The sequence below is a fragment of the Acinetobacter sp. FY683 genome (genome assembly GCF_059515885.1).
Map to the genome: position 1 here is coordinate 16,582 of NZ_JCAKNA010000018.1, position 14,436 is coordinate 31,017.

12 protein-coding genes are annotated in these 14,436 nt (G+C 36.2%); 5 read left to right on the forward strand and 7 right to left on the reverse strand.

Translation table 11 applies throughout. The annotated features are described in order from the left end of the window. Positions 1–19: 19 nt before the first annotated feature. Positions 20–565: an acyltransferase gene (locus AC5YDH_RS10290; protein WP_496119201.1), complete on the reverse strand. Its 546-nt coding sequence runs from the start codon at positions 563–565 to the stop codon at positions 20–22. 279 nt (positions 566–844) lie between these two features. Here AC5YDH_RS10290 and AC5YDH_RS10295 point away from each other — a divergent pair, with 279 nt between their 5' ends. The 4 genes from AC5YDH_RS10295 (at position 845) to AC5YDH_RS10310 (ending at position 4,436) form a co-directional block, all read left to right on the forward strand. Beyond that, positions 845–1,543: a hypothetical protein gene (locus tag AC5YDH_RS10295; protein WP_496119203.1), complete on the forward strand. Its 699-nt coding sequence runs from the start codon at positions 845–847 to the stop codon at positions 1,541–1,543. Between the two features lie 28 nt (positions 1,544–1,571). Continuing rightward, complete coding sequence (locus tag AC5YDH_RS10300) at positions 1,572–2,618, forward strand: PAAR domain-containing protein (RefSeq protein ID WP_496119204.1); 1,047 nt, start codon at positions 1,572–1,574, stop codon at positions 2,616–2,618. Between the two features lie 4 nt (positions 2,619–2,622). Next, positions 2,623–3,177 (forward strand): hypothetical protein, encoded by a 555-nt coding sequence (locus AC5YDH_RS10305; protein WP_496119205.1) that lies wholly within the window; start codon positions 2,623–2,625, stop codon positions 3,175–3,177. 803 nt (positions 3,178–3,980) lie between these two features. Further along, entirely contained in the window at positions 3,981–4,436 is a 456-nt protein-coding gene (locus AC5YDH_RS10310) for a hypothetical protein (protein ID WP_496119207.1), read from the forward strand. A gap of 22 nt (positions 4,437–4,458) precedes the next feature. Here the strand turns inward: AC5YDH_RS10310 and AC5YDH_RS10315 are convergent, their stop codons facing one another. From AC5YDH_RS10315 to dapB, 5 genes are all read right to left on the reverse strand, one after another. After that, positions 4,459–5,064 (reverse strand): acyltransferase, encoded by a 606-nt coding sequence (locus AC5YDH_RS10315; RefSeq protein ID WP_496119209.1) that lies wholly within the window; start codon positions 5,062–5,064, stop codon positions 4,459–4,461. Next, positions 5,061–6,236, reverse strand: coding sequence for an oligosaccharide flippase family protein (locus tag AC5YDH_RS10320; RefSeq protein WP_496119211.1), 1,176 nt, complete (start codon positions 6,234–6,236; stop codon positions 5,061–5,063). Before AC5YDH_RS10320 ends, AC5YDH_RS10315 begins: the two co-directional genes overlap by 4 nt. Beyond that, positions 6,233–7,258, reverse strand: a complete 1,026-nt coding sequence (locus AC5YDH_RS10325) for an NAD-dependent epimerase/dehydratase family protein (protein WP_496119213.1) — start codon at positions 7,256–7,258, stop codon at positions 6,233–6,235. Before AC5YDH_RS10325 ends, AC5YDH_RS10320 begins: the two co-directional genes overlap by 4 nt. 26 nt (positions 7,259–7,284) lie before the next feature. Beyond that, the gene (gene tviB / locus AC5YDH_RS10330; protein ID WP_496119215.1) at positions 7,285–8,562 is read right to left on the reverse strand and encodes a Vi polysaccharide biosynthesis UDP-N-acetylglucosamine C-6 dehydrogenase TviB; all 1,278 of its coding nucleotides are present in this window, start codon (positions 8,560–8,562) and stop codon (positions 7,285–7,287) included. A 167-nt stretch (positions 8,563–8,729) separates the two neighbouring features. After that, entirely contained in the window at positions 8,730–9,551 is an 822-nt protein-coding gene (dapB, locus tag AC5YDH_RS10335; protein ID WP_154773137.1) for a 4-hydroxy-tetrahydrodipicolinate reductase, read from the reverse strand. 398 nt (positions 9,552–9,949) lie between these two features. Between dapB and AC5YDH_RS10340 the strand changes: the two genes are divergently transcribed. Then, positions 9,950–13,069, forward strand: a complete 3,120-nt coding sequence (locus AC5YDH_RS10340) for an autotransporter domain-containing protein (RefSeq protein ID WP_496119216.1) — start codon at positions 9,950–9,952, stop codon at positions 13,067–13,069. Positions 13,070–13,244: 175 nt separating this feature from the next. Here the strand turns inward: AC5YDH_RS10340 and dnaJ are convergent, their stop codons facing one another. Beyond that, on the reverse strand, positions 13,245–14,357 hold the full coding sequence (gene dnaJ / locus AC5YDH_RS10345) for a molecular chaperone DnaJ (protein WP_496119218.1): 1,113 nt from the start codon (positions 14,355–14,357) through the stop codon (positions 13,245–13,247). Positions 14,358–14,436 lie beyond the last annotated feature (79 nt).

Here is a 14,436-nt window from a genome sequence, read left to right on the forward strand (position 1 = left end):
GACCTAAAATTAGATGAAATTAAGAGTTTTTTTGATTTTGCAATTCAATAGCACGTTGCACACGTTCGGCATAACTTTGCACACTGGCTAAGTCTGTATCGCTTACACAAGTCGCTTTAATTTTGGCTTGGTAATCCTCAAAACTTGAAACCACTTTTGCAGGTACACCAATTGCCACAGAATTATCTGGAATGTCTTTGGTGATGACCGAGCCTGCACCTATCACTACATCAGAACCAATGTTTACACCAGGCATAATAATAGTGTTCACACCAATAAAAACCCGTGAACCTACGGTAATAGATGCAAATTTTTGATAGCGCTTACCATGTTCATCTTTAACCAAACAGGTACTACCATCATGGGTAATAAATTTTACGCCCGATGTCACTGTTACATCATCACCAATTTGGACTAAAAAAGGTTCAGACCCCCAACTTTTAATATAAATACGGCAACGCTCACCTACAACCACGCCTTTTTTACGTGCATAAGCAACACTGCCTTTTATAAAGAAATACGCTAAATCAAAAACTTGGCACAAAATAGCTTTCAAAACTTTCATGGCGAAAAACCTTTGATTTAGTGAGGGGAATAGAAAATAAAAACCGAATACTTCTGTTAAATAATGCGGAATCAGGTGCGCTTATTTTAACTGAAAATATAGTTTTCAGATATGTTCTATTTATTGAAGAATCGGGTCTAAAAACCATATTCATTCTTTAAATAGATTCAACTCTGCTTACTCAAAACATAAAGCACATGAAATATATTCTATTTATCTATTTCAATTAAAATTCTGATATAAAACCCTAAATAAAAAATAGAATAAAAGAGGCTACTTATGTTGCACTGCGGTGGAAAAGATCACCCTATTCATTATATTGCTGATTATAAAATGACGGTACTAGCACGTTGTATAGAAAATGAATTAGGTCAAACCGTGATTGAGACTTTTTGGGCTGGCACTGGTGCTTTACAAGGCGGACCAGTTGTATTTGTTTCTGCCTTAGACGCAGAAATTATTCGACAAATTGAAAATGCATCTATTCCCCACAATGAAAATCAATGGGAACGTTGGGAGCTTTCAAGAATTGATTTACCTCAAATGATTTCTATGATGGGTGGAACTTTACACATTCATATTTTTAATGCCTATGTTGCATCTCAACAAAATTCATTAATTACGCCAAATCATCGCACACCACGTATGAGTTTAATTCCAATAGTCTTTAGCGATGAAAATGCTCCTTCCCAAGGAGCACATATCACTTTTAAATTTGATGAATCTTACTTCGAAAGTTTAAGAGAATATTGGCAAAGCATTATGAATGATGAATATGCCAAATCCATTGAAGCATTAAATAACACCTCAGATGAAGAGCTATCTACCTTAGCTAAAAAAGCAATTGCTTCGATTCAAATTACCCCTGTACAAGAAATTCAATTTGGTTTGAGTGGTCAACTCGCTCTATTTTCTCCGTTAGGTCAAAAGTGGAAATTTACAAAACAAGATGTTTTTAACTCACAACAACCAAGTTAAAGCTTTATAAAAATAAATAGGTAAAAATATGATTCGTTATCAAATTTTTGAAAATGATGTAACCACCGCAGGCGGTATTGTTCAGCGTCACACAGGGGGTGGAAAATCCTTTGTATGGCATAACCGTTTAGCAAGTAATATCGGTGACAAAATTAAGTGTCCTGCATGTGGTTCTGTTGGATATATAGAAGCAGCAGGAATGCGACGACCTTTTGACAATCATAAAGACATACCTGCATTAGATGGTGATCTTTGTATTTGTAAATGTAATCCACCGCCTGTACTTAAAAATTCTCAAACATCATTTACTCATAATGTTGCGGGTGGAATTGTTATAAATACTCCTAAAAACCCGCTGAATGTTAGTGCTCCTAGCCTCCAACAAAATTTAAATAATAGTTTGGTGGATAATAAGGATCAGGGCAATTCTTATTATAAATGGTGGTGGGGTAAGCTTGAATCTAATAGACCTGAAACAATAGCTCAAGAAAAGCGAAGTTTTATTGAAAATTTTAAAGCAATGCATCATCAATATGCTTATGGAACAAGTCCGATTACTTATGAAATTGACCCCAAAGCATGGGACGTTGAAGTCGCATTTGAAGACTTACCTTCATTGATTCAAAAAAGTGTTGATAAAAAATTTGATATTGGTACTGCTCTATCCAAAATGAATAATGGACAAACCATAGATTTCGTATGGGAAGATTTAGGCCTAGGTGGTGATTATTTTAGAACAATTGGATCTAAAGAGTGGCCATTAGGACGATTGGCTTTTACTGCTAAAGGGAAATTAACTAAATTAGGCACTGATGCACGAGGACAGCCTAATTTTCAATTTGTAGGATACTTGCTGATAAAAGGCGACAGATATAGTTGGAAGCTTGATAATACGAGTCAGATTAAAAATGCAGGAATTCAAGTAGGAGGTACGCTTGTTGAGTTAATGACAGGTAAACAAACTGCTTCTAATGTATATAAAAAGTATGACTATGAAATGCCAACCACCTATGCTCGAAAGTTTCACTTTGATTATATGAAAAATGGTGCGAAAACACCTATATTAAGCAGGTGATAGTGTGAAAATAAAGAAACGATATTTTATTGTTTTTGGCGTTGTAGTGTATCTCTTTTTAGATTTTCAAGATTTACCCTATGTTATGAAGAAATATCCTGAACCCTTAAAAAGGACTTTACAGGATTTTTCTTTCATCCGCTTTTATAACACCTATCAAACTCTTTCGGCAGGACAATATAAGATTGATACCAATCGTGCTACATCTAGGAATTGTAGTCCCTTAAGTCTTAATTTGCCAAAAGATGAGCATTTAATAAAGTTAATTAGTGATGCCAACTACGCAATAATGAAGCAGGATTTTCCAGATCTCCCCTATATAGAACAAACTACTTTCACATCTATTGGTGCTAAATGCACTTCTAAAGCTAAACTTGTTCATTTGCAATACAAGGGCAATGAGGCGCATGCTACTTTTATGTGTACACAAGGTGATTTGATAGAAGAGTTTACATATTCAAGTACAGATGTTAAGTGTGCTGTCATGCAATATAAAAAAGATTGGGGTGTTAAACCATATCGTACGCTAGATTACACATTAAAAGTACAATTTTATTAGATTAATAAAATTGAGCTGATTACATTATGAATATCAAAAGATCTTCGTTTTTATGTTGCAGATTTTTAAATTTGGTAAATAGTCACAATAATTCTAACTAGCTGTGTTGTATTGATTTTTATTTTTTTGACAATGGTTACTAAAGCTACATTTGATAAAAGGTATGAAAACACGGAAGTTATTTCATTCATTAAAAAGTGTTTTCGAGGAGCACTATATCTACTCATTATTATTTGGTGTGTTTTTGTTTATGATCTCTTAAACCTCCAATACACACATAAATTAGATGGTATTGCTGCATTTGTAACATTAATAATTTCTCCCATATTAGTCATTTTCGGATTTTTAATAGGGCATATATTTTATATTACACTTTTTACTTTCATAGATTTTGTTGTTTTGAAAATATATGGAAAAAATAGGGATTTCTTATTAAGTGTTATATTTGCTGCTGTGTTTATGGTAATCATTCTTGAGATAATTTGGTGGAAAATTTTTTACACAGATGTCTCAATTTTTATGCGAATTATTGGATGGAATTTAATAATAATTTTTTTCCCTTTTATACCAATATTTTATGCAATATCAGCAAAAAGAAATAAAACTTAGTCAATAAAAGAGCTTCTAAGGTATATAGGAGTATAGGTAATGAAATGCCAATAACCTATGCTCGAAAATTTCACTTTACTTATATGAAAAAGACAAAAAACTACCTGATTTAAAAAGAGTTATATCTGAATTTTTAGTAAATCCTAATAATGATAAGTTGATTTCAAAATCAAGAGGACAGGAGAATTATTGATTTGATTAATCTGTTAAATAAAATAACTTTAGGCATTGTTGTTTTAGCTTTCTCATCACAGTCTTTTTCTATGAGTCGAGAATATAGAGGGGGGGATGTTTCTATTCTTATTAAGAACAATGAGCCATGTTTTTATATTGAGAATATGAAGCTATCAGGAACGTATTACATAACTTTATTTGAAGATAAAACAATTAAAACACTTGGAGAGTTTACATCTAAATTTCAGGAAAAATATCCTAAAAAAGCGTCTTGTATTTCATCATCAAGTTTTAGCAATACTATTTATCAAGAAGGTAAACCCTACTTAATCGTTATTGAAGCAGATAACGAAATGTCATTCGGCACGAGTTTTGTGTTTCCAATAGAAATGCTAATAAAGCCATTCAAGACTTTACAATCGGGAAATGTGAAGATAAAAAAGAATCCTTATGAGAGCGATTTCTTAGATTTATAGATATAAATTAAACCTATTCGAATTATTCTTTTGACTTTTGTGCCAATTTTTTCGCAGGTGTTCCTACGTATACACCTGCTTCGGTAATATTTTTACTCACCAATGAACACGCACCAATTACAACATCATTAGTTATATGTACACCATCTAACACGGTCACACGTGCACCAAACCAAACATTTTGACCAATCTCAATGCCTTCTTTGGTAATCGCATCTTTAAACAAAACATCAGGATCATCAAACTTATGATTACTCGCAATCATAATACTTTGTGTGCCAATGCGGGTGTTATCACCAATTTTTAAACCACCACAACCATTTAAAAATGATTTGGAATTGATGCTTACATCACGTCCAATTTCCACTTTTCCACCAAAGCATTTGATATAACAACTTTCTCCTATAAAGCTATTATCACCTATGGTTAAGGATGCGCCACTTTCTACAATGAGCGTTACATCATCACCCATATATACATTTTTACCAATTTGAACTTGCCCTGAAATATCGAGTTTTGTCCCTTTACCAAAATACTTAAACTGACTAGAAAATGCCATGTTATATAGGCTTTTTCGGCAAAATGCAGAAAACCAATTGAGTACTTTTAAACATTTAAAAAAGATCACTTTGGGTTTCTCCATACCACATACAAAATGGCAAAATTGTAGAAAATTAAAGACGCTGGCACTGCTAAAAGCATATACATTTTATTGTCTATCAACATATACAATGCTGCAAACAAGACAAATTTTATAATAAGTTCAACAATTTGTAATTTAAACAATTGTTGGCTATTTCGTTTTGCAATTAAATAAGCTGAACTTGGTGGATTACAAAATACCGCCCAATATCCCAAAGCTAAAATCTGAAAATACAGCGATATACCTACCCAATGCTGTCCAAAAACCATCAAATATAAAGATTCAGGCAATACAAAAAACAGTGCAAAAAATGGCAGCGAAATAAGGCTTAAAAACACGCTGCTTTTTAAGGCTTCTCGAGGCGAATCTGCATGTTTAAATTTACGAATAAAGAACTGTCGAATGGTTTGCGACATAAGGTTAATAGGTACACGTAAAGTACGCTCAACAATGGCATAAAAACCAACTGCCTGATAACCAATAAAATGCGACACCACGTAATACGGTAAATTATGTGAAAAGCTATTTAATAATGCGTGCGGCGTATTGGAAAAAATGAAATCTTTATAGTTTTTATAACTACTCCAACTCACTTTGTATAAGCCGTGAATCGCAATATAGAACAGCACAGTACAGAACATAATGACCGAGCTAACCGCATAACTACTTACCAAACTAATGCTCATGATCAGCGGCAAACCAAGCTGTACAACGACCACAATTAAACTGCGATAAATATTTAAACCTGCACAGAAAAATTCTGCTTCATGAGCAAATTTATAATTATATAAACTTTGTAAAACAGTATTCGATAGCACACCAAAACAGATGGCAAGAATCATTGAAATATCAAAAAAGAAACTAAGAACAACTGCCGTTAACACACAGAAAATCAGTGAAAAAACTGAACCTTCAAAAATTAAACTTTTCTGATGTTCATCATCTGCCACAAGTTGGGCTTGATCTAAACGTAAATTGGCAATGGTTGAAAGCACGCTCACAATTGCAAGTGCTACACCATATTGACCAAAATCTTTAACAGAATATAGGCGCGTTAAAAAAGGAAGTGCGATAAATGTAATTATCGCACCTACTAATAAACTGGATGTAATTAATCCAATTGATTGATATTTTAAAACAAGCCTTTTAATGCTCATGTCAGATTTTTAACGTACCACTGCATTGCAAGTTGAATCCCTTCATCAATTTTAAATTTCGGGTCATACCCTAAGTGCTTTTCAATTTTCGCAATACTCGCTTGAGAATGGCGTACATCCCCTGCTCGGAATTCACGATAAACTGCATCTTTTTGATAATTCACTGAATTTTCAGATAAAGCTACTTTAATTGCATTAAACAAATCATTGAGTGTTGTACGATCGCCTACTGCTACGTTATAAACTTGATTTTTCGCATCATCATTTACTGTTGTGGCTGCCAAAATATTGGCTTGAACCGTATTATTGATAAAGCAAAAATCTCGACTTGTTTCGCCATCACCATTAATGAACACATCATCGCCTGCAATCATGGATGCTGTCCATTTTGGAATAACCGCAGCGTATGCACCATTTGGATCTTGACGCTGACCAAACACATTAAAGTAACGTAAACCAATGGTTTTAAAGCCATAAGTACGTGCAAATACATCGGCATAAAGCTCGTTTACGTATTTAGTCACGGCGTATGGAGAAAGTGGATTACCAATATGTTCTTCAACTTTTGGCAATGCAGGATGATCACCATAAGTCGAACTGCTTGCCGCATAAGTAAAGCTTGAAACGCCAGCATCACGAGCGGCGGTCAACATATTCAAGAAACCACTAATATTGGTTTCATTGGTGGTAATTGGGTCTGCAATAGAACGAGGTACAGAACCTAAAGCCGCTTCGTGTAAAACATAGTCCACACCTGAACATGCTTTTTGACAATCTTCAAATTTACGAATATCACCTTCAATAAAGGCAAAACCCGCCCATTGCTCTGTCGTTACTAAGCTCTTTACTTCGTCTAAATTGTGCTGATGTCCTGTTGCAAAGTTATCTAAACCCACCACTTTTTGGTTGAGCTTTAATAACGTTTCCAACAAATTCGAGCCAATAAAGCCCGCAACACCCGTCACTAACCAAGTTTTTGGTGTTTGTTTTAATTGCTCACAAACCACTTCAAATTGGTTCATTATTTCTTTCCTAATCTTGATTTTAATTACAGACGAATATCTGATGCTGTTTGTGGCAAAACATATTTCAAGTCATACAACACATGACTTTCTTTACCCAATGCACGAATTTTTTCTGCACCTAAAGCCACAAATTGCTCATGTGCAACTGCAAGAATCACAGCATCATAAACACCATTTTGAAGCTGTTCAGTGGTACGAATACCATATTCATGTTCCGCTTCGTCTGCATTTACCCAAGGATCATAAATATCAACATCAATATGATATTCTTGAAGTTCTTTTACAATATCAATAATTTTAGTATTACGAATATCTGGGCAATTTTCTTTAAAACTTAAACCAAGAACGAGAACTTTTGCACCTTCGACCTGAATTCTTTTCTTAATCATGCTCTTTACAAGCTGAGTCACGACATAAGCACCCATCGCATCATTTAAACGACGACCTGCCAAAATAATTTCAGGATGATAACCAATCGCTTGCGCTTTATAGGTTAAATAGTACGGATCTACACCAATACAGTGACCACCGACTAATCCCGGGCGAAATGGAAGAAAGTTCCATTTTGTACCCGCTGCTTTTAATACTGATTCTGTATCGATGCCCATTTTATTAAAAATAAGTGCGAGCTCATTAATGAGTGCAATATTCACATCACGTTGCGTGTTTTCAATGACTTTTGCTGCTTCCGCTACTTTAATGCTTTCCGCTTTGTGCGTGCCTGCCTCAATCACCAATTTATAAACTTGATCGACAAATTCAGCAATTTCAGGCGTAGAACCCGATGTAACTTTCAGAATATTACTTACACGATGCAGTTTATCACCAGGATTAATACGTTCAGGGCTATAACCTGCGTAAAAATCTTGATTGAATGTTAAACCTGAAATTTTTTCTAAAACTGGAATACAAACTTCTTCTGTTGCACCTGGGTATACCGTCGATTCGTACACCACGATATCACCTGTTTTTAACACCTGACCAATACTTGTAGATGCTTTTACAAGTGGTGTTAAATCGGGTTGTTTAAATTCATCGATAGGCGTTGGGACCGTCACAATAAAGAAATTACAGCTTTTTAAATCTTCTAAATTTGCGGTGTAACTTAATTGTGATGCTTGCGCTAATTCTTCAGGTGACACTTCTAATGTATGATCATGTCCTGATGTTAATTCATCAATTCGTTTTTGATGAATATCAAAACCCACAACTGGCACTTTCTTACCGAACTCAACGGCCAAAGGAAGACCAACATAACCCAATCCAATAATTGCGATTTTTAGTTCAGCGAGTTGCAACATTACAGAGCCTTATTTTGTTGTGCATATAATAAAAAAGAGCCATTTTATAGGCTCTTTTCATTATAACAGAAATCAGAATTTTCCCGTTATTAAAAGCTTTTGTAAAATTGTGATCATTCAGATAAATATCCGATTGACCCCATTTATTTTACCAAGCTAATTGAGTTTTAAACTTGAATATCATTAAAGCCTAAAACATCTTTCATGTCGTATTTTTTAGCATCACGACCTACAACCCAAGCTGCCGCACGTACTGCACCCGATGCAAAGTTCATACGGTTTGTTGCTTTATGGGTAATTTCAACACGTTCGCCATCTGCAATAAACATTGCTGTGTGTTCACCCACAATGTCGCCACCACGAATGGTCTGGAAGCCAATGCTTTGACGTTCACGTGCGCCTGTATGACCTTCACGGCAATATACGGCATCTTCTTTAAGATCGCGACCTAATGTGTCTGCAATGGCTTCGCCCCACATTAAAGCTGTGCCTGATGGTGCATCTACTTTATGGCGGTGATGTGCTTCAATAATTTCGATATCTACGGTATCGCCAAATACTTTTGAAGCAAGTTCAAGCAGTTTAATAGATACGTTTACACCTACCGAGTAGTTTGCTGCATAAACCACAGGTGTTTGGGTTGCTGTTTCTTCTAAATATGCTTTTTGTTCGTCATTCATACCTGTTGTACCAATGACAATTGCAACGCCTGCTTCACGGCAAAGCTTTAGATGGTTTGCTGTTGCTACAGGTGCTGTAAAGTCAATGACAACATCACAGTCCTTAAGTACTTCTTCCAAGCTTCCTGAAACTTTTACGCCTACTGCTCCAATTCCTGCAAGTTCGCCCGCATCTGAGCCAATTAAGCTACTTTCAGGGCGTTCTACTGCTGCTGCAAGTTGGTAACCTGCTTGTTGAACGGCTTGAATTAGAATGCGTCCCATACGACCGCCTGCACCTAATACACCAATGCGTGGAGCTGCTGACATATTATTTCCCTAAAGATGATTCAAAATTGTTCTTACTATAGCAAATGTCGTGCTGAACTCTAAGATTCTGTCTATAAAAATGTGTGTTATTTGAAATTTGTTTTGCTGATGATTTTTTATTTTTACTAATCAAATTCGTGGAACAATGATTATTTAATAGGCGTGGAACATGAAAAATCAACAAAAAAGCCCAATCGGTGAGGATTGGGCTTTTCACATCGACATAAGATGATGAATTATAAGAAATAAAAAAGAGCATTTCGTATAAGGTGTATTATGTTAATTTTAGGAAAACTTAACTTCTTAATAAAACAAAGAAATAGTATACAAATAAAACAACAATAGGTTAAATAAAAACCAACAACACATTATTTTAATAGAAATAATAAGGGAAGCGCATGAATCATCTCTATAAAACCATTTTTAATAAAAGAACAGGACAAATTGCTGTCGTTTCTGAAAAGACCAGTAGCAACTGTCAAAGCCAACAAAATACTAAAGCAAATACTCAAAATGATACATCTGCTGTCGCTACCTATATTCAACCTACATTTTTAAAGAAACAGCTCAGCATTGCTATAGGGGTATTACTAACAAGCGTACTGAGTGGGATCAGTTATGCGGCAATACCCGTGAGTTACACCGGTAGCGAACCACTCAGCAGTAGTACCGTATTGGGGAGTTTTAAAGATCTAATTGGAGATACAGATGGTACGCAGCAGGGTTTTATTGTAGACAATAATGGAACTCCCGCGACCTCAGATACCGAGCTAACGATTGACTATGTGAATGGCGTAGGAATAACACCTGATTTTTTGGTGGCAGGCTATGCAAATATTACAGCAGATGATCAAGCAGAAACGATAGCGCTCAGTAATAATCAAATTATCTTAAAACAGGGGGATATTGGCTCTGTCTATTCTGGGCTTGTGCAACATACACAAAAAACAGCTAACATTGACTGTGTGATTAATACAACTTTATGTGAAAATAAAACATTCATTTCAAAGATAGATCAATTTCAGAATATTCAAATCAGCAACAATACCAACTCTATTTTAATTGAAGAAAATGATTTGAATCAGAGTATAGGAGACTTAACTGCAGGTCAAAATCTAATTCATTTACAATATGCTGATATCAATGCCACCGATGCATACATATCAGCCAACACCAACACCAACACTTTTACTGCAAATCAAAATCTAATCAATATCAATGGCGAAACTACAGTAGGAAATTTAACTGCAGGTCAAAATCTAATTCATTTACAATATGCTGATATCAATGCCACCAACTTCTCCACCGATGCCAACATCAATGCCAATGCCAACACTTTTACTGCAAATCAAAATCTAATCAATATCAATGGCGAAACTACAGTAGGAAATTTAACTGCAGGTCAAGCTGGTGTCTATTTTCAATATGGAAATTTAACTACAGGTGCAGTGACTACATTCCTAAATGGTGTAACAACACAGGAGCCAGGTACAATAATTTTCACTGTTGATTTATCAAATACTGATATTAATGTAGAACAAAATCAAATTGATTTAAAGGGTCAATCATCTATTTCAGGCAATGTACAAACAGGAGTCATTGATTTCAACATTAGTCATAATTTGTTAAAAAATGGAATAGATGAAATTAGTCAAAAAATTTTAATCTATAAAGACAATATATCACCTGTATATTGTGATGATAATAGAAATGGTAGATTAGATACTAACAGACCATGTAGAAAACTCGGTTTAAGAACATACTCTATAAATGTTAATGGCACACAAGCATTTTCTAATAACAACACCATTAGCATTGTGGGGGAACATACTTTTAGCAACCCTCAATCCGTGATCTACGGTGGTTATCTAAATTATAATAAAGAGCAAGACTATTTCCTTGCCAAGGCTGACGGTACTGCTTCAGATGTAAAAGCCTTTGTCCGTCCAGAAACCTATGATGTCTTTACTGGTAATACTTTAAATTACAACAACAATGTCCCAATTACGATTAAAGAAATTGGTAACTTCCAAAACTATAACTTTACTTTAAATCCAACGCTAACCAAACAGAATCTGATCACAGCTAATACTGTGTATTTAGGTAGTTCATTAGAAAATATGAGCGCCAATCAACTACAAAAAACAATCTACAACACGGTGAGTCAAGAAGCCTTAGCCTCTACCAGTATTTCTGATGACATTAAAGCATTAATCCCAACCATTGCAGAGGATGCCACGAATCCAAGCTATGTCATCACAGAAGAGGTTAAAACTGCACTATTAACTTCTAATATTAGCCAACAAGCCAAAAACCTATTGGCAGATAATGCTCAAATTAGCTCAAACATCCATGTGGTGGGGATTCAATCTGGTCCAGCGATTGCAACAGGAACCAAGTTTGTCTTAATGCAAGCAGATAAAGGGAACTTAAAAGGAGATGGACAGGGCTATTTAGATAAAGTTACACAAGTTCAACAAGGGATTTCACTGCTTTATGATGTACAAACCGTAGTGGATCATGACAAAGATCAAGTGTATGCCCTATTCAAATCAGGTGTAAACGAAGATATCCCAACCCCAGCCCTTGATCCTAAAGTGAATCCACATCTCAAAGCCTTATTAGAAGGTAATCTATCAGGCTTAATGCTATTAACACGAGGTGCTGACCATCTTTCAGATAATCTCTTTGGAGATGAACAGCATAAACGAAGTTTAGTGCCTTTTGCGATCTTCTCAGGGCAACATTCGCGTTATAACACGGGTTCTCACATCAAATCGAACAGTGGATTATTCACTGCAGGTTTCAGTGTTTATGACGACAATTATGTTTGGGGTGCATTTATGGAAAATGGCTGGGATAGCTATAAAACCTATAATGACTTTGACAATGCACCCGATGTTCACGGCAAAGGCCACAACCGTTTCAACGGGGTGGGCTTATTTGGCCGTTATACCTTTGAGAATCAAGTTTACTTAGATGGAACACTACGAGGAGGCCGTTTACATACAGCCTTTGAAACAGATGACATTCGTCATATTGTGACAGGAGAACGTGCAAGTTATAACCTCTCAGGCAACTACTATGGTGCGAGTTTAAAAGGAGGGTATGACTGGGCTTGGAATACACGAAATACCGTTGATTTAAGTGCCAAATACTCATGGGCAAGTACCTCGAGTCATGATGTAAATATCACAGGGGATGACTTCCATTTTGATGGGCTAAATTCACATCGTGTTTTACTCAATGCTGAAAATAGCTATCAATTCACCCCAGAACTGAGCTTTATTTCAGGTTTAGGTTATGAATATGAGTTTGATGGTAAAGCACAAGGTACGACCTATGGGCGCTTTGAAATAGATGATGCGAGTGTGAAAGGCAGTACAGGTGTTGTTACAGCCGGTTTACATTATGAGCCAAGCAGATACAAACGTCTGAGTCTTGACCTTAAAGGCAGTGGCTACTTTGGCAAACGCGAAGGTGGTAGTGCTTTACTCAAAGTGGATTACAAGTTCTAAGTAAATCCCCGACTATATGATTATAAAAACCAAGGTTCCTTCAGGAACCTTGGTTTTTTACGATTTAACATAAAATCTCTTATACGAAATATAATTTAGCTCTAGCTTTTATATTTATATCATATTTTAAGAACAAAAAAGGACGCCTTAGCGTCCTTTTTTTATTCAACATCAATTAGTCAAACAGACCAAAGAAAGACTTCTTCTTCGGAGAAGATTTATTGTCATCTCCATCCATAGACGCTTGAAGTTCTTCCAATAACTCACGTTGACGTGAAGTTAAATTCACAGGCGTTTCAACCACAATACGGCAAAGTAAATCACCCGTCATACTTGTACGCACAGGTTTTACACCCTTACCACGTAAACGGAACAACTTACCTGTTTGCGTACCTTCAGGCACTTTCAAACTTACACGACCATCAAGCGTTGGAATTTCAATTTCTTTACCTAAAGCAGCATCGGCAATTGAAACAGGTACATCCATATAAAGATCTGCACCATCACGTTGGAAAATCTCATGCTCACGCACTTGAACTTCCACGTATAAATCACCCGATTGACCATCACGAATCGCTTCACCTTTACCAGATAAACGAACGCGATCGCCATTATCTACACCCGCAGGAATAGTCACTTCAAGTGTTTGTTGACGGTCTGCTACACCAGAACCATGACAAGACTTACATGGGTTCTTAATCGTTTGACCTTGTCCACGACATGTACTACATGTTTGTTGAACAGAAAAGAAACCTTGTTGCATGCGGACTTGACCCGCACCATGACAAGTTTTACAAGTTTCAACATCTTTCGGATCTTTAGCACCTTTACCATCACATGCTTCGCATGGTGCAGGGGCTGTAAACGTAATGGTCTTTTTCACGCCTTTCACTGCTTCTTCAAGCGTAAGATCCATTACATAACGTAAGTCTGACCCACGGCGCGCACGTTGTTGCTGACGACCACCGCCACCAAACGCACCACCAAAAATATCACCAAACTGGCTAAAGATATCTTCTGCGCTAAAACCACCGCCAAAGCCACCGCCGCCGCCCATGCCACCTTCAAAAGCTTGATGCCCCATACGGTCGTACATGCTGCGCTTTTCGCTGTCAGATAAAATTTCATAAGCTTCAGCCGCTTCTTTAAACTTCTCTTCAGCTTCCGCATTGTCAGGGTTTCTATCTGGATGATATTTCATCGCCAACTTACGGTAGGCTTTCTTAATTTCATCATCACTAGCAGTTTTAGATACGCCTAAAACCTCATAATAATCACGTTTAGCCATGTCAGGCGATGCTCCTCACGGAATTTTATTAATACTTAACTGTGGTCTGAATTGGGGGTCAAACCAAATTTTACAAGAG

Bases quoted from the DNA above. Each gene is read 5' to 3' on its own strand.
- AC5YDH_RS10290 (WP_496119201.1), bottom strand. From the start codon at position 565: ATGAAAGTTTTGAAAGCTATTTTGTGCCAAGTTTTTGATTTAGCGTAT.
- AC5YDH_RS10295 (WP_496119203.1), top strand. From the start codon at position 845: ATGTTGCACTGCGGTGGAAAAGATCACCCTATTCATTATATTGCTGAT.
- AC5YDH_RS10300 (WP_496119204.1), top strand. From the start codon at position 1,572: ATGATTCGTTATCAAATTTTTGAAAATGATGTAACCACCGCAGGCGGT.
- AC5YDH_RS10320 (WP_496119211.1), bottom strand. From the start codon at position 6,236: ATGAGCATTAAAAGGCTTGTTTTAAAATATCAATCAATTGGATTAATT.
- AC5YDH_RS10325 (WP_496119213.1), bottom strand. From the start codon at position 7,258: ATGAACCAATTTGAAGTGGTTTGTGAGCAATTAAAACAAACACCAAAA.
- tviB (WP_496119215.1), bottom strand. From the start codon at position 8,562: ATGTTGCAACTCGCTGAACTAAAAATCGCAATTATTGGATTGGGTTAT.
- dapB (WP_154773137.1), bottom strand. From the start codon at position 9,551: ATGTCAGCAGCTCCACGCATTGGTGTATTAGGTGCAGGCGGTCGTATG.
- AC5YDH_RS10340 (WP_496119216.1), top strand. From the start codon at position 9,950: ATGAATCATCTCTATAAAACCATTTTTAATAAAAGAACAGGACAAATT.
- dnaJ (WP_496119218.1), bottom strand. From the start codon at position 14,357: ATGGCTAAACGTGATTATTATGAGGTTTTAGGCGTATCTAAAACTGCT.